This window comes from Amycolatopsis oliviviridis (assembly GCF_014654365.1).
Taxonomy (GTDB): Bacteria; Actinomycetota; Actinomycetes; order Mycobacteriales; family Pseudonocardiaceae; genus Amycolatopsis; species Amycolatopsis oliviviridis.
Genome location: NZ_BNAY01000001.1, coordinates 104,303 through 125,210, shown reverse-complemented (window position 1 = coordinate 125,210; position 20,908 = coordinate 104,303). Strand labels below are relative to the sequence as shown.

The following is a 20,908-nucleotide window of genomic DNA, read 5'->3' as shown; positions in this document are numbered from 1 at the left end:
AGGGCGCCCTTCCGGTCAACGGCAGAAGCGGTCACTGGACTACCTCGCCGGAGAACGAGGTGCGGTTCTGGGGCGCGACCCTGCGGGTGGACGCCGAGACCGACCACCGGGTTCGACTTCATCGCGCTCGACTTCTCCGCGCCGTCCGGAAACTTGCAGGCCGACACCCGCGACCACACCGAGGGAGCGCATATCCGGACCACCTCCAACGGCCTGGCCTGCGTCGACGACTATTCGACGTTCACGATCGACCACCTCGAACGCGGCGCTGGGAGGCTCGTCGCCCCTCCTCACGACGTTCGAACAGCGCTGTGGCAGCCCCACGGCACCTGCTCTGCGTGGTGAGGTCAACTATCGACGCTGACCGCGCGGCGGTCCGACTCGCACCCCGGCAGCCGCGACCGACACACGAGTTGGGCCCGCACGAAGTCCTCCTGGTGTAACAGGCCCGGCCCTGGCCACGACCAACGGTCAGCTTCCACAGCACCGTCTCTTCAAAGGCACGAGTCGCCAGGAAGGCCACGATGTCCGGTATCGAAGTGGCTGCTCAGCAAGCACTGCAGAAGGTGGCACCCCGGCTGTTCGGCGCCGCTTGGGTACAACGCAAACGACGGAAGTCCCGTGCGGACACCCGCCCGCTAACGGCCGGCCGGGTCGCCGATCAGCTGCTCGAAGACCTTTCCGAGGACGAGCGTCTCAAACTCGACGAATACCTGCGTTCTCCCGACTTCGAAGAAATAGCGCTCCAGCTCGTGCTCGGCATGAAGCTCAGCGACGTACGGTGGGAGCGGCTGTCCGTCGATATCCGCAACGAGCTGAGGCTGGGCCTGCGACGAGCGGCCCGTATCCGTACCGAACTGCTGACGTCGAGCGCCGATGTCATCTTCGACGCGCTGGTCGTCGCCGGTAAGGAGGCGATTCAGAGCGTCGGCCCGGCGATCGATCCGAACACGCTGGCGGTCGCCGGCCGGTTGAGCGCGGCAGCGGTGGCCAACAGCAAGCTGCTCGAGAAGGTGGAGAGTCTCGCCGAGTTCCACCGGTTCGCCGATCAGCTGCGTGCCCAGGTCGTCGCCCTGCACGGCGAGATCCGGCTGCCTCATCTGGGGATCAGCCGATCGGTCCCCTACGAACAGCTCTACACCGAACCCAGCCTCTGCAGTGAGAAAGACGGGCAACCCGTCCCGCGACTGGACCAGTTGGCGCATCCTTGTCGACGCACGGTGATCCTGGGTGACCCCGGAGCCGGGAAGTCGACACTCGCCACCAAACTCGCCCACGACGTGGCGGCTGATCGATTTCCCGGCGCGGAGGGCCGTGTCCCGTTCCTGATCGTCCTCCGCAGCTTCGCGGCCTCCTTCCGGAAGGGCGGCTCGCAGCTGGTGCGCTACCTGGAAAAGGCGTGCCAGGATCCCTACAATCTTCAGCCGCCCGCACACGCGGTGAACTACCTGCTGCGCAACGGCAGGGCGGTAGTGGTGCTGGACGGGCTCGACGAACTCGCCGAGTCGGAACTTCGCCGTCGGGTCGTGCAGTTGGTCGAGGGGTTCGTCAACCGGTACCCGTTGGTTCCTGTGCTGGTCACGGCTAGGAAGATCGGCTACGCGGAGGCACCGTTGAGCCCCAACCTCTTCCAGGTCGGCGTGGTGACCGAACTGGAAGACGTAGAGGTCGCCTCGTACGCGGGGAAATGGTTCGCGCTCGATCCGGCCTTGTCGGCGGCCGAGCAGCAACAACTGGCGCAGTCGTTCACCAGCGAGAGTGAGTACGTCAAGGAACTCTGCCGGAACTCGCTCATCCTGGCGCTCCTCTGCGCTATGTACTCGAGTGATCGCTATATCCCGCGCAATCTCGCGCAGGTATACGAACGCTGTGCGACCATGCTTTTCGAGCGCTGGGACTCGATGCGCGGCATCGGGATACCCATCCAGTTTCAGGGCAGGCTGAGGGGAGCCATCCAGCACCTGGCCTGGAAGCAATTCACGAGCGCACCGGCGGATGGGGCCCTGACCCGTCGGCGCATCGTTCAAATCTTGTCCGAATACCTCGTGAAGAAACAATTCGACGAGGACGACGCAGCTCAGACGGCCGAAGAGTTCATCCAGTTCTGCACCGGTCGCGCCTGGGTTCTCACCGATGTCGGAGCGACCGAAACCGAGCCGAGGTACGGGTTCACTCATCGCACGTTCCTCGAATACTTCGCCGCCGAACACCTGGTGCGCCAACATGCCACCATCAGCGGACTCTGGACCGAGCTGCTCCCGAGGATCACGGTCGGCGAATGGGAGGTCATCGGCCAGATCGCGATCCAGCTGTTCGACCGTAATGTCGAGGACGGCGCTGACCTGTTCGTCGCATTCGCGTTGTCGAAAATGCCGGACTCCCCCGAACACGGTTCCCGTGTCCGCGGCTTCCTCTCACGGACACTGGGCTTCTGCCAGCCCGGCCACCACACCGTGCGCGCCATCACGAAGGACGCCCTTGCCGCCTGTTTGAACACCGCCGTCGCCGATCGCCTGCGTTATGGGATGAGCTCACAGGTCTATGACGACCTGGATGCGGTGGACAACGCGTTGTTCGCGGCCATGTACGACAGTCTGCCCGCCAACCTCCCCATTGTCCGGCGGACCATCGTGGAAACGCTCGGCGCGGCCATTGACAATGGTGATGAAATCGCGATCTTCATCGCCTGCAACATCTCCAGGCATTTCACGAACGCGGACGAGAGCCGGGTGACCATCTGGAGAGACGTACAGCAAGAGCTGACCGAAACCCGCGCCGACGCACTTCGAGCCTGGATGGAACGATACGCCTGGTACGTGGATGGCCGAGTCAAGTCGATCCAAGACGGAGTAGCCTTGCACGGACCACACATTCTTTATCTGCGTGACTATTTTCTCACCGGATCCAGGTTCATTTTCATGCAATCTCGCCTATTCAACCTGAATAGCTGGGCCATCGATCGCGACGACGCCGAAGCGCTCTGCGCGCAAATGATCACGGCGCCGCTGCCCTGGTTCTCTTCCACCGCCTGGTGGCGAGACCACTCCAAGGACGAACGGCCCTACATGTGGCTTCGCGAATTCGGGTTGCGGACGGACGCCGCCGGATCGACATTGCGCCGGTTGCTCATGCTTCCGTACTTGGAGATGACAGCCGATCACGGGATGGTCGATCTGATTCCCGCCGTCGACAACCTGTGCACGGACCTGATCGAGGGACGCCTTAATGAGGGTTCGAGCCGCGCGGACGTGATGGTGGCGGTGCGACGCGCCGCCATGCCCGCCCCGGTACGAGCATTTCTCCGGAGGTGGGTGCACCGGGAGATCAGCGTGCTCCCACCTCCTGAGTGAACGGCCGCTCGAAGCCCTCAGCCGGGTCAGGTCATCGCGACCAGGGTCCGCCGCTTGCCCGTGAACGGCTCGCGTCCGTGCGCCATCAGCATGTTGTTGATCACCATGATGTCGCCCGGCTGCCACGGGAACGCGTAGCTGACCTCGTCGTACGCCGCCTTGATCGCGATCAGGTCCGCCTCCGGGATCGGCGAGCCGTCGGCGAAGTACGCGTTGCGGGGCAGGTCTTCCTCGGGGTACAGCTCCAGCAGCGCCTCGCTGACCTCCTCCCCCAGGCTCGAGACGTGGAACAGGTTGGCCTGGTTGAACCACACCATCGCGCCGGTGTGCGGTTCCGCGGCGAAGGACGGGCGCACGTGCCGCGTGCGCAGGCCCTCGTCGGTCCACTCGTACGTCTGTCCGTTGGCGGTGCAGTAGTCCTCCACCGCCTGCCGGTCGTCGGTCTGGAACGCGTCCTGCCAGGTCAGCCCGAGGCCTTCCCGGAACGCCCGGGTGTAGGCGATGCCGTCCGCGAACCGCTCGCGCAGGTCCGACGGCAGCAGGCGGTACATCGCGCGGCTGTCGGCGATCGGCGTCGCGCCACCGGTTTCGGCCGCCGTGTCGCACAGGAAGAACAGGCGCGCGGGCCAGTGCGCCGAGTACGAGTTCTCGTTGTGCATCGGGATCGACTCGGCGGGCGGGTACTCCGTCGAGGTGTAGATGTTGCCCTGGACCGCCGACCGCGGCGTCGACCGTTCCGTGTACGTCAGCAGCGAGCCGCCGATCTCCTCGGTGACCTGGTTGAACACCGTCAGATCAGCGGGCATCCCGCGCAGCAGGATCGCGCCGTGCTCGCGCAGCCGGTCCTGCAGCGCTTCGCGGTGCGCGCGCACCCAGTCCAGGCCCGTGGCCGCGTACACGGTGAGCTTGGTGTGTTCGTTGCCCTCGACGTGATGGGCACCGTCGAGGTTCGCCGCGAGTTCGGCGGTCATGACTCCTCCAGTTCGAATCGGATCAGCTTGGCGGCCTCGGCGTGCAGCGCGGCGAGGTCTTCGGTGTCGGCGAACCCCGCGGCGAGCACGTTCACCGCGTAGATCTCCTGGTCGTCGGTGAGCAGCTGGCCGGGGCGCACGATCGTGACGACCTCCAGGACCTCGGGCAGGTCGGCGACCTCGTCGGTGCCGTCGACGCGGACCAGCCGCCCGGTGCCCTCGGCATAGAAGATCAGGTAGCCCACCGGCACCGGCAGGCCCGCACCCCGTGCGGGCGGTGGCGTGCCCAGTGCCAGCGACACGGCCTCGGCGACGACGTCGATGCCGGTCGCGAGCTTCAGCAGCACCGGCTGGGCGCCGCCTGCCGGACGGCCCGCGTTCACCTCGACGATCACCGGGCCCAGCTCGGCGTCGTCGATCAGCTCCACGTGCGCGCAGGTGTTGTCCAGGCCCAGCGCGAGCGCGGCGGCCGTCGCCGCCGCGAACAGCCGTTCGGTGTCCTCTTCGGACAGTTCGAGCGGCGGGCAGACCATGCCCAGTTCGAATTTGCGCTCGTCGATCAGCGGCTTCTCCACCACGGCCACCGGCTCCGCGACGCCGTCGCGCACCAGGACGTCGACCGCGTACTCCGGGCCGCGCAGCAGGCCTTCGACGAGGAACACCTTCAGCGGGTCGATCGGCGACGGCCCGCCACCGATGAGCCGGTGGTACCGGGTGTCCTCCGACAGCGGCAACCGCTCGGCCAGCAGCCGGTACGCCGTCGCCAGTTCGTCCACAGTGGACACCGTGCGCACGAGATTGCTCGCAGCGCCGTTCACCGGCTTGACGATCGCCGGGAGCCCGACCACCGCGGCCACCGACGCCGCCTCGGACTCGGCGGAGATCAGGGCGCAGCGCGGCCCCGGCAACCCGGCCGCGGCGAGCACCTGCCGGACCGCGAACTTGTTGTGCGTCACGGTGAACACCGACGCCGGGCAGCGCGCGACGCCGAGCAGCTCGGCCGCACGGGCGACGCTCGCGATGATTCCCTCGGCGGCGGTCACCACCCCGGCCGGACGCGCGGTCCGCGCCCGGATCGCCTCGGCCACGGCTTCGGCGTCACGGACGTCGTCGACGAAGACGAAGCCGTCCACCAAGTCCGCCAGCTGTGCCTGCTCGGCCGGCTCCAGGGGCTGGGTGACCAGCTCGGCCCCCAGCCCGGCCGCGCGCACGGCTGCCACGACGTCGGCGATCCACTGCCCGGCGGTCTCCCGGACCACGAACGCGGTGTTCACACGTCCTCCAGGTCCAGCTGGACGAGCTTGCTCGCCTCCGCGTGCAGGGCGGCGAGGTCGTCGTGATCGGCGAACCCCGCCACGACGAGGTTGACCGCGTAGGTCTCCTGCTCGTCGGTGAGCACCTGTCCCGGCGAGACGGTGGTGACGACGTCGATCACCTCGGGCAGGTCGGCGATCTCGTCGAGCCCGCCGATCCGCGTCAACCGGCCCGAACCGGCCGCGTAGAGGATCAGCATGCCCAGCGGGATCGGCAGTTTCGCGGGTTCCCGCTCTGGCGGCGGGGCCCCCACCGCGAGCGCCGCCAGCTCGGCGAACACGTCGATGCCGGTGCGCAGCTTCGCCAGCAGCGGCATGATCGACCCGGCCGGGCGACCGGCGTTGACCTCGACGATCGTCGGGCCGCGGTCGGCGTCGTCGATCAGCTCGACGTGGGCGCAGGTGTTGTCGAGACCCAGCGCGCGGACCGCGGCGACCGCCGCCGCGGTGACCAGCTCGGCGCGGTCGCCGGTGAGCCCGGCGGGCGGGCACGACAGCGCCAGCTCGAACTTCCGCTCGTCGATCAGCGGCTTGTCGAGGATCTCGACCGGCTCGGCCACCCCGTCACGGACCAGCACGTCCACTGCGTACTCCGGGCCATGCAGGAACCCTTCTACGAGGAACGTCCGCGACGGGTCCAGTGTCCCCAGTGGACGGTGGTAGCGCGGGTCCGCGGACTCGGGCAGCCGCGCGGCCAGCAGCTCGTACGCGGCCGCCAGTTCATCCACAGTGGACACGACGCGGACGAGGTTGCTGCCCGCGCCGTTGACCGGTTTGACGATCGCCGGGAGCCCGACCGCCGAAGCCACCGACGCCGCCTCCGCGGCCGACGAGATCAGGGCGTGCGCGGGGCCGGGCAACCCGGCCGTGGCAAGGGCCTCCCGGACCGCGAACTTGTTCGCGCACAAGGCGAACACCGACGCCGGGCAGCGCGCCACCCCGAGCAGTTCCGCTGCCTGGGCGGTGCTCGCGATGGCGCCGTCCGAGCCGGTGAAGATGCCGGCCGGCGCGTCACCGGCGATCTCGCGGACCTTCGCCGCGACGGCTTCCGGGTCGTGGACGTCGTCGAGCGCGACGACGTCGTCCACCACACCTGTCAACGCGGCCCGCTCGGCCTCGTCCATCGGCGGGGCGAGCAGCACCACGCGGTGCCCGGCCGCCCGCACGGCAGGCGCGACCTCGCCGACCCAGTGCCCGCGGGCCTCCCTGACCAGCACTGCCGTACTCATGCGGCCTTCTTCCCCGCGAGCTTGCGCTCGCGTTCCTGCGCCCCGACCAGATCGTCGGGCAGCGAATCGGGCACCTCGGTGTCGAACCGGCGCAGCTGCCGCAGCGAGAACCCGCCCACGTTGATCAGCAGCAGGATCAGCGCGAAGACGACATAGGCGAGCCCGATGCCCCGGGTCTCCCCGGTGCCGAGCACGGTGCCGACCGACCCGGTCAGCGCGCCGCCCGGCGCCAGCAGCGGCGAGAACCAGCCGACGGCCAGCGGCGCCAGCACGGCGAACCCGATCGGCAGCGTCGACCACGTGATCGTCTGGTTGATCGCGAACACCCGGCCGTGGAACCGCTGCGGCACCTTGACCTGCACCAGCGTCGCGTAGATGCCCTGCGACACGGACATCGCGGCGGCCAGGAGGAACACCCCGGCCGCGACGACGATCAGCGACGGCCGCAGGCCCATCACCAGGCTGCCGAGCGCGATCCCGACGTTGCCGGCGAGCACGCCGACCATCCGCCGGTGCCGCGGGCCGCCCCACAGCGCCATCCCGATCCCGCCCGCCACCGCGCCGAGCGCCTCGGCCAGCGCCACCTGCGCGACGTCGGTGACCGAACCGAACGACAGCACGAGCGGCGAGACCAGCACCAGCGCGGGGGCGAGGAAGACGTTCGCCAGCGCGAAGTACAGCAGCATCGTGCGGAAGCCGCGGTGGTTCCACGAGTACCGCAGCCCGCCCGCGATCGCCGTCAGCAGCGGTTCGCGCGGGCGCCAGCCCAGCGTGTCCGGGAAGCGCACCAGCAGCAGGCCCACGATCGCGAACACGTAGCTCGCCATGTCCAGGATCAGGATGCCGGACAACTCGATCGCCGCCAGCAGCCCGGCCGCGAGCACCGGCATCAGCAGCTGGGCGAAACCGGTGGTCAGCTGCGCGAGGCCCATCGCGTGTCCGAGGTACTGCTTCGGCACCAGCTGCGCCACCGAGGACTGATAGGCGATGCGCTGGAACGACGAGGCCACCGACCCGAGCGGGATCAGCACGTAGAACAACCACAGCTGGACGTGCCCGGTGACCAGCACCAACGCCAGGGCCAGCTGGATCCCGCCCGCGATGCCGCTGGCCGCGATCATGATCCGCCGCCGGTCGCCGCGGTCGACCAGTGCGCCCGCCACCGGCAGGACGAGCACGCCGAACAGCAGCGCGAGCGCCCACAGCAGGCCGAGATCAGCGACCGAACCGGTGCGGGTGTAGAGCCAGATCGGCACCGCGAACGACGTCAGCGCCGAGCCGGTCGAGGACACCAGCTGCCCGATCGTGATCGTGACGAACCGGGCCATGCTCGGCCGCACCGCGGGTTTCTCGTCCACAGTGGACCGATGGGTCTCGTGTACCGCCCAGGCCGCGTCTTCGCCGCGGACCCGGACGTCGAGCTCGCCGGGATCGTCCAGCGCCGGATGCACGCGAGTGACGATCTCCGCGAGTTCTTCGGCCCGGTAGCGCAGGAAGAAGTGCCCGGCCTGGTCGAGCACCACGAGCGCGGTGGTGTCGGTGAGGAACTCCCATTCCCGGTATCGCTCGGCGTAGTAGTCGGTGACCGGGTCCTCGGAGCCGACGACCGACACGATCGGCGCGCGCAGTTTGGCCACGCGGGCGTCGAGCAGGCCGCTGAAGTACTCCTCGGCGGCACGGCTGTCGGCGCGCATGTTCGTGATGATCCGGTCGGCCTGCGCCGGGTCGAGGTCGTCGGTGTCGACGCCCATGCCCTTGAGCCAGTTCGAGTAGTACCGGTTGCTGCGCAGCTTCTCCAGCCGGGTGCGCAGCGTGCCCACCGCGCCCTTCATCCGGGCGAACGGGAAGATCGCGCCGATGTAGACGACCTCCAGCTCGCGGCCGCGTTCTTCGAGCAGCCGGGCGACGGCGACGGCGAGCGCGTTGCCGACACCGCAGTGGCCGTAGATGGCCAGCGGGCCGTCGATGCGGTCGAGGATCTCGCCTGCCAGCCGCTCGACCAGATCGTCGAAGGGCAGGGCCTCTTCGGACAGTCCGACGTCGTGGCCGGGGATGGCGACCGAGTAGAGCGAGTGGCCCTCCGGGAGCGCGTCGGCCAGCGGCTGGTAGACGATCGCGCTGCCGCCGCCGTAGGGGAAGCAGACGTAGTTCAGCGTCCGCTGCTTCGCCGGCTTGGTCAGTTCGTACAGCAGGTGCCGTGGCCGGTCGGCGCCGTCACCGTCCATGAAGGACGCCAGTTCGCGGATCGTGCGGTGCTGGAACAGGTCCATGACGCCGACCTGGCCGGCGCCCTCCTTGCCGATCCGCGCCACCACCTGGGTGGCCAGCATCGAGTGGCCGCCGAGGTCGAAGAAGTCGTCGTCGACGCCCAGTTCGTCCACTTTGAGCACGTCCCGCCAGATCCCGGCCAGCAGGATCTCGACCGGGTTCGACGGCGCGACCAGTTCCTTGGTCGCGTCCCGGGACGCGACCGGAGCGGGCAGCGCCTTGCGGTCGAGCTTGCCGTTCGGGGTGAGCGGCAGCTCGTCGAGCGCGACGAACGACGGCGGGACCATGTAGTCCGGGAGGCTCTGCTTGAGCGCCGTCCGCAGCGCGCCGGGCTCGGCGTCGCCGACGACGTACCCGACCAGCCGCTTGTCCCCCGGCGTGTCCTCGCGGACGATCACGGCGGCGTCGCGCACACCCGGCTGGGCGCGCAAGGTCGTCTCGATCTCCCCCAGTTCGATGCGGAGGCCGCGCAGCTTGACCTGGTGGTCGATCCGGCCGAGGAACGCGATCGTCCCGTCCGGGCGCCAGTGCGCGAGATCGCCGGTGCGGTACATCAGTCCACTGTGGAACGGGTCGGGCACGAACCGCTCGGCCGTCAGCTCCGGGCGATTGTGGTAGCCCAGGGCCAGACCGACACCGGCGATGTGCAGTTCGCCGGGCACACCGACCGGGCACGGCCGCCCCGCGCGGTCGAGGACGTAGATCCGGATGTTCTGGATCGGCGCCCCGATCGGCACCGACGCGACCTCGGCGAGCGCGGCGGGCGTGCAGTGCCAGGCGGTGACGTCGATGGCGGCTTCGGTCGGGCCGTAGAGGTTGTGCAGCTCGCAGTGCGGCAGCCGCCGGGTGAACTCGCGGGCGGCGTCGAGCGGCAGTTCCTCGCCGCTGCACACGACCCGCCGCAGCGCCGTGCAGGTCTCGACGCCTTGTTCGGCCAGGAACAGCGTGAGCATCGACGGCACGAAATGCGCGGTGGTGATGCCTTCCGACGCGAGCAGCTCACGCAGGTACGCGGCGTCCTTGTGGCCACCGGGTTCGGCGAGCACGAGCCGCGCGCCGGTGATCAGCGGCCAGAAGAACTCCCAGACCGACACGTCGAAACCGGCCGGGGTCTTCTGCAGCACCGAATCGGTGCCGTCGAGGCGGTACGCGCGCTGCATCCAGTCGAGCCGGTTGACGATGCCGCGGTGACCGTTGGGCACGCCTTTCGGCTGTCCGGTCGAGCCCGAGGTGTAGATGACGTACGCCGGGTCGTCCGGTCCGGCGAGCGCTTCGGGCGGGGTGCCCGGTTGCCCAGCCGTGTCGGGGTCGTCGGGGTCGTCTAGAACTATGACGGTCGCGTCACCCGGAGGCAGCGTTCCGCGCAACGCCGCCTGCGTCAGCACGACGGGCGCGGCCGCGTCCCGCAGCATGAACGCCAGCCGGTCGGCCGGGTACTCCGGGTCGAGCGGGACGTAAGCACCACCGGCTTTGAGCACGCCGAGGAGCGCGACGACCAGTTCGAACGACCGCTCCGCGAACACCCCGGTGAGCACGCCCGGCCCGACGCCGAGACCACGCAGCCGGTGCGCGAGCCGGTTGGCCCGCTCGTCCAGCTCGCGGTAGGTCAGCGACGCGCCGCGGAAGGTCACCGCGGGCGCGTCCGGCGTCCGGGCGGCCTGCTCCTCGACGAGCGCGTGCAACGTGGTCTGCGGGAACTCGGCCGTCGTGGCGTTCCAGCGCTCCAGGACGAGTTCGCGCTGCCCGGCGTCGAGAATGTCCAGTTCGGACAGTCGCCGGTCCGGGCCGTCGACGATCGAGCGCAGCAGCGTGACCAGCCGCCCGGCCATCCCGGCGACCGTGTCCTCGGTGAACAGCGCCGTGTTGTGCACGAACTTGCCGATCAGCCCGCGCTCGACCTCGATCGCGTGGAACTCGAAGTCGAACCGGGTCGCGGGCAGGTCCATCGGCAGCCAGCGGAAGTCCACAGCGGACTCTCCGGCCGCACCCATCCGGCCCATCTCGTAGTTCTGCAGCACGAACATCGCCTGGAACACCGGCGAGCGGCTGACGTCGCGGGGCACGCCGAGCGCGTTCACCAGCCGCTCGAACGGGACGTCGGCGTGCTCGAACGCGTCCAGCACGTGCCGCCGGGTGCGTTCGAGCAGCTCGGCGAACGACGGGTCGCCCGCCAGCTGGGCACGCAGGGGCAGCATGTTGATGAACATGCCCGCCACGCCCTCCAGCTCGGGCAGGCCGCGCCCGGCCGACGACGAGCCGATCGCGAAGTCCTCCTGACCCGAGTACCGCGCCAGCAGCACCTGGTACGCGGCCAGCAGGGTCATGAAGAGCGTGACTCCGTGCTCGCGGCTCAGCTCGCCGAGGGCCTGGACGAGGTCGCGCTCGACGAAGAACTCGTGGATCTCGCCGTCGAAGCTCTGCTTGGCGGGCCGGGGCCGGTCGGTGGGCAGCTCCAGGGGCTCGACCCCGTTGAGCTGAGCCCGCCAGTGATCCAGCTGCCGGTCGAGTTCGCCACCGGTGAGCGTGCGGCGTTGCCAGTGCGCGAAGTCGCCGTACCCGATGCTCAGCGCGGGCAGCTCGGCCGTGCCACCGGTGCTCAGGGCGTGGTACTGCGCGGCGAGGTCACGCAGCAGCAGGTCGACCGACCAGCCGTCGCCCACGATGTGGTGCGTGCACAAGACCAGCAGGTGCTCCTCGTCGGACACCCGGGCCAGCGTCGCCCGCAGCAGCGGGCCCGTGGCCAGGTCGAAGGTCTCGGCCGCGGCGGCGTCGACGGCGGCGCGAGCGGCTTCCTCGCTTCCCGTGTCCACGATGGACAGTGCGACCTTGACCGACGGTTCGATGTGGACGGTCGGCTGTCCGTCTTCCCCGGCCGGGAACCGCATCCGCAGCGCTTCGTGTCGTACCGGAAGAGTGTCCAAAGCGGACTGGAGCGCGGCGACGTCGAGCCTGCCGGTCAGCCGGATCGGCACCGGAATGTGGTAGGACCCGGTGCCCGGCGCGAACTGCTCCATGAACCAGACGCGTTCCTGCTGATACGACAGCGGGACGACGGCGTCGCCGGGGCGCGGCGTGATGGTCGCAGCGGGCTCCGTGCGCCGTCGCAGCCGCCGTTCGAGCAGCGCGCGGCGCGCGGCCGCGCTGGTTTCGTCGATCGTGGTCATGAGAGCTCGCCTTCGGCCAGCTGGCGCTGGACCTCTTCGTCGCTGAGCTGGTCGAGGTCCTCGGCGAGCCGCCGCTCGATTTCGGCGGCGAGCCCGGCGACGGTGGTGAGCGTGAACAGCCCCCGCACCGGGATGTCGACCTCAAGCTGTTTGCGGAGCCGGGCCATCGCGCGGATCGCCAGCAGCGAGTTGCCGCCACGGGCGAAGAAGTCGTCGTGCGCGCCGAGGTCGTCGACGCCGAGCAGCTCGCCGAGCACCTCGGCGACGAGTTCTTCGGCCGCGGTCCGGGGCGCGACGTACGCCGGCGCCTCGCCGGGTTCGGGGTCCGGCAGCGCGGCCCGGTCGAGCTTGCCGCTGGCCGCCATCGGCAGCGCGTCGAGCGTCACGAACCGGGTCGGCACCAGGTAGTCCGGCAAGGTCTTCCGCAGGGCGTCGGCCGCCCCCTCGGTGCTGCCGACGACGTAGCCGACGAGCGTGTCGCCGCGCACCGCCACGGCCGCGTCCCGTACCTCCGGCAGCTCGCGCAGCGCCGCTTCGACCTCGCCGGGCTCGATACGGTAGCCGCGCAGCTTCACCTGCTCGTCGGCGCGGCCGAGGTAGTCGAGCGTGCCGTCGCGACGCCAGCGGACGAGGTCGCCGGTCGCGTACATCCGGCCGGACGGTCCCTCGATGAACTTGCCCGCGGTCGAGTCCGGCAGCCCGCGGTAGCCGCGGGCGAGCTGCGGCCCGGCGACATACAGTTCGCCCGGGACGCCCGGCGGCACCGGCTGCCGTCGCTCGTCGAGGACGTACACGCGGGTGCCGGTCACCGGACGGCCGATCAGGACCGGACCGGACGGCAGTTCGTCCCCGGGTTCGATCCGGTGCACGACGCAGCCGACCGTGGCCTCGGTCGGGCCGTACTCGTTGACGACGAGCGTGCCGGGGTGCCGCTCCCGCCACGGCTGGACGGCCTCGGCGGTCAGCGCCTCGCCGCCGAGCACCAGCTCACCCGTCGGGAACAGCTCCTCGGAGAGGACGGCGAGGTGTGTCGGGGTCGCCTTGACGAACGTCGGCCTGCCTCCGTCGACCACCGCGCCCCCGGCGGTGAGGGTGCCGAGCAGCGTCGTCACGGTGAGGTCGAACGACGGCGACGTGTGCAGCAACGCCCGTCCGGCCAACCCGGGGTACGCCTCACGCGCCCACGCAAGGTACGTGTCGACGGCCCGATGCTCGACGTCGACGCCCTTGGGCCGCCCGGTCGAACCCGACGTGTAGATCACATAGGCGACGTCGCCCGGCCCGGCCGCCGGTTCCGGGTCCTCGGTGGCCGCGGCGGACCACTCGGCCGGGTCGTCCAGGGCCAGCGTCTTGGTGTCCAGTGTGGACTCTCCGGTGACCAGCGCGAACGGCACGCTCGCGTCCGCGAGGATCAGCGCTTGCCGCGGGGCCGGGTTGGCCGGGTCGAGCGGGACGTAGGCCGCGCCGCTCTTCAGCACCCCGAGCACACCGGTCAGCAGGTCCGCCGAGTTCGGCACGCACACGCCGACGACGGTGCCGGGACCGGCGCCCAGTTCACGCAGCCGGTGTGCGACGCGATTGGCCCGCGCGTTCAACTCGGCGTACGTCAGGCGAACCCCGCCGAAGTCGACGGCGGGCGCGTCCGGGGTCCGCCGCACCTGGGCCTCGAACCGGGCGTGCACGGGTGTCGCGTCCGAAGTGGACAGTTCTGCCGGGTTCCACCCGGTCAGGACGAGTTCGCGCTCGGCGTCCGACAGCAGCGGAAGGTCCGCGATCGACCGGGCCGGATCGGCCAGCGCCGCGACGAGCAGCCGCAGGTACCGCTCGGCCACGGCTTCGGCGGTCTCGCGGTCGAACAGGTCGGTGCGGTAGACGAGCCTGCCGTCCACGGCGCTCAGGTCGATCGCGATGTCGTCCTTCGCGGTGGCCGAGCGGATCGGCTCCAGCCCCGAGTCGGGCAGGAAGTTGAAGCCGAGCTGGTACAGCGCCTGCACGCCGGGGTCGCGCTCGATCCCGGCCGCCTCGGCGACCGTCTGGAACGGCACCTGGCTGTGATCGATCGCTTCCAGCAGCGTGGTCCGGACCCGGCCGACCAGTTCGGTGAACGCGGGCGCGCCCGAACAGTCGACGCGTACGGCCATCTGGTTGACGAACATGCCGATCAGGTCGGCCAGCTCGGGCAGGTCTCGGCCGGCGACCGGGACACCGACGACGACATCGTCCACTCTGGACAGTCGCGACAGGAGTGCCGCGTAACCGGCCAGCAGCACCATGAACGGCGACGCCGAGAGCTCCCGGCCCAGCTCGCCGACCCGGTCGATCAGTCCCTCCGGGAGGGCGAAGTCCACCTGATCACCGGCGAACGTCAGCTCCGACGGCCGCGGCCGGTCGGTGGGCAGGCAATGCACCGGCGGCAGCCCGGCGAGCTGCGTCCGCCAGTAGTCCAGCTGTTCACTGGACGCTTCGAGCTGCCCGCGCTGCCAGGCCGAGTAGTCCGGGTACTGGATGGCCAGCTCGGGCAGCTTCGGCTCGCGGCCCTCGAACACGGCGTCGCACGCCTCGCCCAGCTCGGCCCCCAGCACCCGCACCGAGCCGGCGTCGAACACCGTGTGGTGCACGACGAACGTGAGCACCCACTCGTCGTCGGCCACGCGGCACACCTGCGCCCGCCACGGCGGCGGCGAGTCGAGCGGGATGGCCGCGTGGGAGACCGCGCCGACGAGTTCGGCGAGCCGGTCACCGCGGGCGTCGGCGGGCAGGTCCCGCAGATCGTGCACCTCGGGCTCGATCGGCACCTCGGCGTGCACCACTTGCACGAGCGCGCCGCCGTCCATGCGGAACGACGTGCGCAGCGCCTCGTGCCGTCCGACGATGACGCCGAGCGCGGTGCGCCACTGCGCCGCGGTCAGCGGGCGGTCCAGCCGGGCCTGGCAGTGCAGGTTGTACACCGGGGACGCCGGGTCGAGCTGGCCGGACAACCAGATCCGCTCCTGCCCGAACGAGGCCGGAAACGTCCATTCCTTCGTGTCGCTCATGATTTCCTGTTCTCAGTGTCTGTTGGTCTGTCCACGCGTGCGCCCAGCCGGATCACGCGTGCGCCGAGCCGGATCACGCGTGCGTCCAGCCGGATCACGGCGCGGAATCCGGCCTCACGTGTGTTCGGACTCCAAGCACGCGTGTTCGGGCTCCAAGCACGCGTGTTCGGGCTCCAAGCACGCGTGTTCGCTGGGGTACGGACGCTTTCCGGACACATCTCGGCTCAGCGCTCGAGCTTGGGGATGGTGGTCCGGGCGGGTTCTGCGGGCGCCTCGGCCTTGCCGGCGCGCAGTTCCTCGATCCGCTCGGCCAGAGTGGCCACTGTGGACGCTTCGAACAGCGTCTTCATCGCCAGCCGCGTGCCGGTGGCCTTGCGCACCTGGGCGATGAGCTGGATCGCGACCAGCGAGTTGCCGCCGAGGGCGAAGAAGTCGTCGTGCACGCCGATCTTCTCCACACCGAGCAGCTCGGTCCACTGGCGGGCGATCTCGGCCTCCAGGTCGGTGCGAGGGGCGACGTAGTCGTCCTCCGACACCTTCACCGGCGCTTCGCCGGGTTCGTCGAGCTCCTCGGCGCTGACCCGGCGCTCGATCAGCTCCCGCACCGGGAGGGTGCTGATGATCACCTGCCCGCCGAGGCCCGGGGTCAGCGCCCGGACGAACGCCTCGGCGCCGTCCACCGGCCGGATCCCGGTCGACGTCGCCGCCGTGTCCACAGTGGACGAAGTGGACGCAGCGGACGCCGAAGTCAGACCGCCGCCGACGGCGTCCTGATCGACCTGGCGCAGCACGAAGTCCTCGATCGTGACGAGCACCCGGCCGCTGTCGTCGCACAGCGAGAGGTCGGCCGCCACCACCTGGTCGCCACCGGAGTCGCGGTAGCGCAGGTGACTGCGGAAACTCGCCGGGAGCACGTCGTGCACGACGATCCGGCCGTAGCTCATCGGCAGGTAGGTGCCGCTCCCCCGGCCGCGGCCGAACGCGGTCGCGACGTCCAGCAGTGCCGGGTGCAGCCCCCACGCGCCGGCGTCACCCGCCGCCGCCTCGGGAGCCGTGATCGTGGCCAGCTCCTCCAGTGCGCCGATGCGGTGTTCGCGCAGCGCGGCCCAGCGCGGGCCGAAGGTGACCATGCTGGTGCGGCCGGTGCCGAAGCCGTTCCCGTCGTCGATCGGCTCGGTCCGCCCGGTCACCGCCTCTATGTCCACAGTGGACGCCGCCTCGGCCGTGACCCATCCGGCGGATCCGCGCACGTGGGTCCGGCTCGCACCGGCGACGTGGCTGGTCACGGTGAAATCGTCGCCGTCGAACTCCACGCGGTACTCCGCGGTGGCGCCGTCCGGGACGCCGAACGGCTCCAGGAACGCGACGTCCCGCAGCTCGACGACGTGCCCGTCACCGGGCTTCGGCAGCGCCGCGGCCACCGCCGCGCGGACGGTCTCCAGGTGTCCCGTGCCCGGTACCACCGGCACCCCGGCGATCCGGTGCTCGTCGAGCAGCCAGTGCGTGGCCGCCGAGACGAGGCCGTGCGCGCCGTCCTCGCTGCGTGTGGTCAGCACGGGGTGCTCGACCGGGCCGAGTGCCCGCGACCGGGCGGTGCGGATCGTGGCCGGCGCGGCCACCTCCGCGGCCATGCCGACCTCGTCCCAGCCACCCCAGGCATGCGAGACCAGCCGCGCCCGCCAGCCGTGGCCGCCCCGCGCGTAGGCGTCGAGGAAGTTGTTGGCGGCGCAGTAGTCGACCTGCCCGATGCCACCGACCACCGCGGTGATCGACGAGCACAGCGCGACGAAGTCCATCGGCAGGTCGGCGAACGCCTCGGCGAGAGCCAGTGTCCCGGCGATCTTCGGGGCCAGCACGGCCTCGGCCGCGGCCCGCTCCTTCACCTCGGCGACACCTCCGCCGGGCATCCCGGCGGCGTGCACGATCCCGTCCAGGCCGCCGAACTCGCGCTCGGCCAGCTCACGCACCTCGCGCAGGCGCGCCGCGTCGGTGACGTCGGCGGCGACGACGTGCACCACCGCGCCCGCGGCCTCCATCCGCCGCACGGCGAGCATCGTGCGCCCGACGCGGTCGGTGCCGCCGTGCGCGGCCAGGTGCCCGTCCCACTCCAGCCTCGGCGGCAACCCGGTGCGGGCGAGCAGCACGAGCTTCGCCCGCAACCGGCGGGCAAGGTCCTCCGCGAGTGTGATGCCGATGCCGCCGGTCCCGCCCGTGATCAGATACCGGCCGCCGTCGGCCAGCACCGGCTCGGCGGTCGCGGGCAGTTCGAGCTGGGTGTGGTCCAGCACCCAGCGACGGCCGGCCCGCAGCGCGACCTCGGCCGCCGCGTCGGCCGGGCGGAACAGCTCGGCGACCGCGTCCTGCAGGCGGGCCGCGTCAGCGTCGACCACGTCGATCCGGCGCACCACCGTGCCCGGCGCCTCCAGCGGCACCACCCGGGCGATACCGGCGAGCGTGGCGTGCTCGGGGCGGGTCAGGTCGGTGCCGGTGACGTCTGCGGTGCCGGTGCTCAGCACGTCGATCCGCACCGGCTCGCCCCATGCCTGCACGAGGTTGAGCACACTGAAGAACCCGTGGTCCTGGGCGGCCATGCCGCGCTCGTCCCCGGCCAGCGTCCAGGCGTGCACGACCCGCTCGGGCCGGGCGGGCAGCGCGGCCACGAGCGCGTCGTAGTCCTCGCGTACCCCGGGACGCACGGTGAATCCGGTCTCCGCCGCGGTGAACCCGTCACCGGGACGCACCTCGGTGACCGTCACACCCGCGTCGCGCAGCAGTCCGGGCAGGACTCCGTCGGCGGTGAAGACGAGCGCGTTCGAGAAGGCCTCGTGTCTCAGATCCGGTTCGGCCTGCCGCCACGCCGGGACCGCGAACCACTCGGACAGGGGCAGCGGACCGCTCGACCGCGCGGGCCGGGCGTCCGTGACCGGATCCGGATCGACCCAGTACCGGGTGCGCGCGTACGGGTAGCCGGGCAGCGGTACCCGGTGGCCGGAAGCGCCGAAAGTCCGCGGTTCCAGGGAAACCCCGTTCGTCCACAAGAGACCGGCGGCGCCATACAGTGTTTCGACGTCGCCGATGCGCTCGGTGCGGCCCGGCAGGCTCGGCTGCGGCGCGGGCATCCCCTTCGGGACCTGGCCGCGGGCGAGCCCGGCCAGCTGATGACCCGGGCCGCATTCGAGGAGCGCCCAGCGGCCGCCGCGCGCGAACAGCGTCTTGACGCAGTCCCCGAACCGGACGGCCTGACGCAGGTGGGAGGCCCAGTAGGCGGGGTCGGCGGCCTGGGCGTCGGTGATCCAGTCGCCGGTGACGTTCGACAGGAACGGCAGCGCGGGCGCGGTGCGGGTGACGGCGGCGACGGCTTCGGTGAACTCGGCGAGGACCGGGTCCATCATCGGCGAGTGGAACGCGTGCGAGGTCACCAGCTCGCGGCACTGCACGCCGCTGGCCTTGAGCGTTGCCGCGAAGTCCGCGACCGCGTCCGACGGCCCGGCCACGACGCACGTGCCGGGTCCGTTCACCCCGGCTATCGCGAGGCTGCCCGGCAGCCGCGTGGCGACGCTCTCCTCGTCGAGCTGGACGGCCAGCATCGCCCCGGCGGGCATCGACTGCATCAGGCGGCCGCGCGTGGCGACCAGGTTCAGCGCGTCCGGCAGGGTGAAGACCCCGGCGACGGTGGCGGCGACGTACTCGCCGACCGAGTGGCCGATCATCGTCGCGGGCCGCACGCCCCAGCTCTGCCACAGCTTCGCCAGCGCGTACTCGACGACGAACAGCGCGGGCTGGGTCACGCGGGTTTCCCGCAGCGCCTGCTCGCCACCGGGTCGGAAGATCAGGTCGCGCAGCTCGGGCAGCCCGGGTTCGAGCAGCCGCAGGCACTCGTCGACGGCCGCGGCGAACACCGGCTCGGCCTCGTACAGCTCGGCGCCCATCCCGCCGTACTGGGAACCCTGTCCGGGGAAGAGGAACGCCACGTTCGTCTCCCCGGCCTGCGCGGACACTAGGCGCCGGGAGTCACGCAGCCCGTCGACCGCGTCCTCCGGGTCACGTGCGACGACGACCGCGCGGTGCGGGTACTCGGTGCGCCCGGCGGCCAGGGTGTGGGCCACGTCGGCGAGGTCGAGGTCGACGTCCCCGGCCAGCCGCTCGGCCAGCCGGTCGACCGCGGCCGAGAGTGCTTCCGCGGTGTTGGCCGACACCCGCAACAGGTGCGCCGGGTGCGGCGTCCGGCGCCGCTGAGGGACCGGCGCCTCCTCCAGCACGACGTGCGCGTTGGTGCCGCCGACGCCGAACGAGCTGACGCCCGCCCGCCGCGGCGCCGGGCCCGCCTCCCACTTCTTCACCTCACGCGCCGGGTAGAACGGACTCGCCGGGAAGTCGATACCCGGGTTGGGTTCGTGGTAGTTGACGGTCGGCGGGATCAGCCCGTGTTCCATGACGAGCACGGCCTTGATCAACGACACCACGCCCGCCGCCTGGGACAGGTGGCCGATGTTCGACTTCACCGAGCCGATCGCGCACCAGCCGGTGTCCGCGACCCCGTTTCCGTACACAGTGGACAGTGCGGTGATCTCGATCGGATCGCCCAGCGCGGTGCCGGTGCCGTGCGCCTCGACGTAGCCGATGGTGCGCGGATCGACACCGGCCATGCCGACGGCCTGCGCGACCGCCTCCGTCTGCCCGGACACACTGGGCGCGGAGAAGCCGACCTTGGTGGCGCCGTCGTTGTTGATCGCGTTGCCCAGCACGACACCCCGGATGTGGTCGCCGTCCTCGATCGCCTGCGACAGCCGCTTCACCAGCACGACCCCGACGCCGCTGCTCCAGACCGTGCCGTTGGCGTCCGCGTCGAACGCGCGCACGTGGCCGTCCGGTGAGGTGAAGCCTTCGACGCCCATGTAGCCGATGCCGTGCGGCATCTCGATGTTGACCCCGCCGGCCAGCGCCATGTCGCACTCGCCGTTGCGCAGCGCCTCGCAGGCCAGGTGCACCGCGACCAGGGACGTCGAGCAGGCGGTGAACACCGCGAGGCTCGGGCCGCGCAGGTTGAGCTTGTACGACACCGAGGTCGTCAGGTAGCTCGGCTGATTGCCGGTCGAGATGCCGATGCCGCCGTGCTGCGAGGCGAGGATCCGCTCGTTGCGCAGCAGGTTCTCCTTCAGGTAGCCGGTGCCCCCTGACCCGCCGTAGACGCCGATCGCGCCGTCGAAGCGGGCCGGGTCGTAGCCAGCGTCGGTCAGCGCGGCGTGGCACGACTGGAGGAACAGCCGATGCTGCGGGTCGGTGATCTCGGCCTCGCGGCTGGTCATGCCGAACAGCTCCGCGTCGAACTCGTCGAAGCCGTCGACCACGGCGGTGGCGTTCACCCAGCTCGGATCGTCCACGGTGTCCGGTGCGGCGCCGCGGGCGATCATCTCCTCGCGGGTGGCGGGCACGATCGACTCGACGCCGTCGACGAGGTTGCGCCAGAACTGCCACGCGTCACGCGCGCCGGGCACGCGTACGTCCAGTCCGACGATCGCGATCGGTTCGGCTCCGGGATCGCCGGTGCCGGTTTCGGGAAGGTGGGTCACGGTGGTGC

General features: G+C 70.8%; 7 protein-coding genes. 1 reads left to right on the top strand and 6 read right to left on the bottom strand.

Annotated elements, in window-relative coordinates:
- The first annotated feature begins 524 nt into the window (after positions 1-524).
- Positions 525-3,350: an NACHT domain-containing protein gene (locus IE302_RS00350; protein ID WP_191250560.1), complete on the top strand. Its 2,826-nt coding sequence runs from the start codon at positions 525-527 to the stop codon at positions 3,348-3,350.
- A 26-nt stretch (positions 3,351-3,376) separates the two neighbouring features.
- On the opposite strand, the gene IE302_RS00345 is transcribed toward IE302_RS00350, so the two are convergent.
- The 6 genes from IE302_RS00345 to IE302_RS00320 form a co-directional block, all read right to left on the bottom strand.
- Positions 3,377-4,321: a TauD/TfdA family dioxygenase gene (locus IE302_RS00345; RefSeq protein WP_191250558.1), complete on the bottom strand. Its 945-nt coding sequence runs from the start codon at positions 4,319-4,321 to the stop codon at positions 3,377-3,379.
- Complete coding sequence (locus IE302_RS00340; RefSeq protein WP_191250556.1) at positions 4,318-5,595, bottom strand: ATP-grasp domain-containing protein; 1,278 nt, start codon at positions 5,593-5,595, stop codon at positions 4,318-4,320. The genes IE302_RS00345 and IE302_RS00340 overlap by 4 nt, the downstream gene beginning before the upstream one ends.
- Entirely contained in the window at positions 5,592-6,863 is a 1,272-nt protein-coding gene (locus IE302_RS00335; RefSeq protein ID WP_191250554.1) for an ATP-grasp domain-containing protein, read from the bottom strand. Before IE302_RS00335 ends, IE302_RS00340 begins: the two co-directional genes overlap by 4 nt.
- On the bottom strand, positions 6,860-12,295 hold the full coding sequence (locus IE302_RS00330; RefSeq protein ID WP_191250552.1) for a non-ribosomal peptide synthetase/MFS transporter: 5,436 nt from the start codon (positions 12,293-12,295) through the stop codon (positions 6,860-6,862). Before IE302_RS00330 ends, IE302_RS00335 begins: the two co-directional genes overlap by 4 nt.
- Positions 12,292-15,330 (bottom strand): non-ribosomal peptide synthetase, encoded by a 3,039-nt coding sequence (locus tag IE302_RS00325; protein WP_191250550.1) that lies wholly within the window; start codon positions 15,328-15,330, stop codon positions 12,292-12,294. Before IE302_RS00325 ends, IE302_RS00330 begins: the two co-directional genes overlap by 4 nt.
- Before the next feature lie 224 nt (positions 15,331-15,554).
- Entirely contained in the window at positions 15,555-20,900 is a 5,346-nt protein-coding gene (locus IE302_RS00320) for a type I polyketide synthase (RefSeq protein ID WP_191250548.1), read from the bottom strand.
- Positions 20,901-20,908: the final 8 nt, after the last annotated feature.

Excerpts from the sequence above, each read along its gene's own strand:
- IE302_RS00350 (WP_191250560.1), top strand. The coding sequence starts at position 525 with ATGTCCGGTATCGAAGTGGCTGCTCAGCAAGCACTGCAGAAGGTGGCA.
- IE302_RS00345 (WP_191250558.1), bottom strand. The coding sequence starts at position 4,321 with ATGACCGCCGAACTCGCGGCGAACCTCGACGGTGCCCATCACGTCGAG.
- IE302_RS00335 (WP_191250554.1), bottom strand. The coding sequence starts at position 6,863 with ATGAGTACGGCAGTGCTGGTCAGGGAGGCCCGCGGGCACTGGGTCGGC.
- IE302_RS00330 (WP_191250552.1), bottom strand. The coding sequence starts at position 12,295 with ATGACCACGATCGACGAAACCAGCGCGGCCGCGCGCCGCGCGCTGCTC.
- IE302_RS00325 (WP_191250550.1), bottom strand. The coding sequence starts at position 15,330 with ATGAGCGACACGAAGGAATGGACGTTTCCGGCCTCGTTCGGGCAGGAG.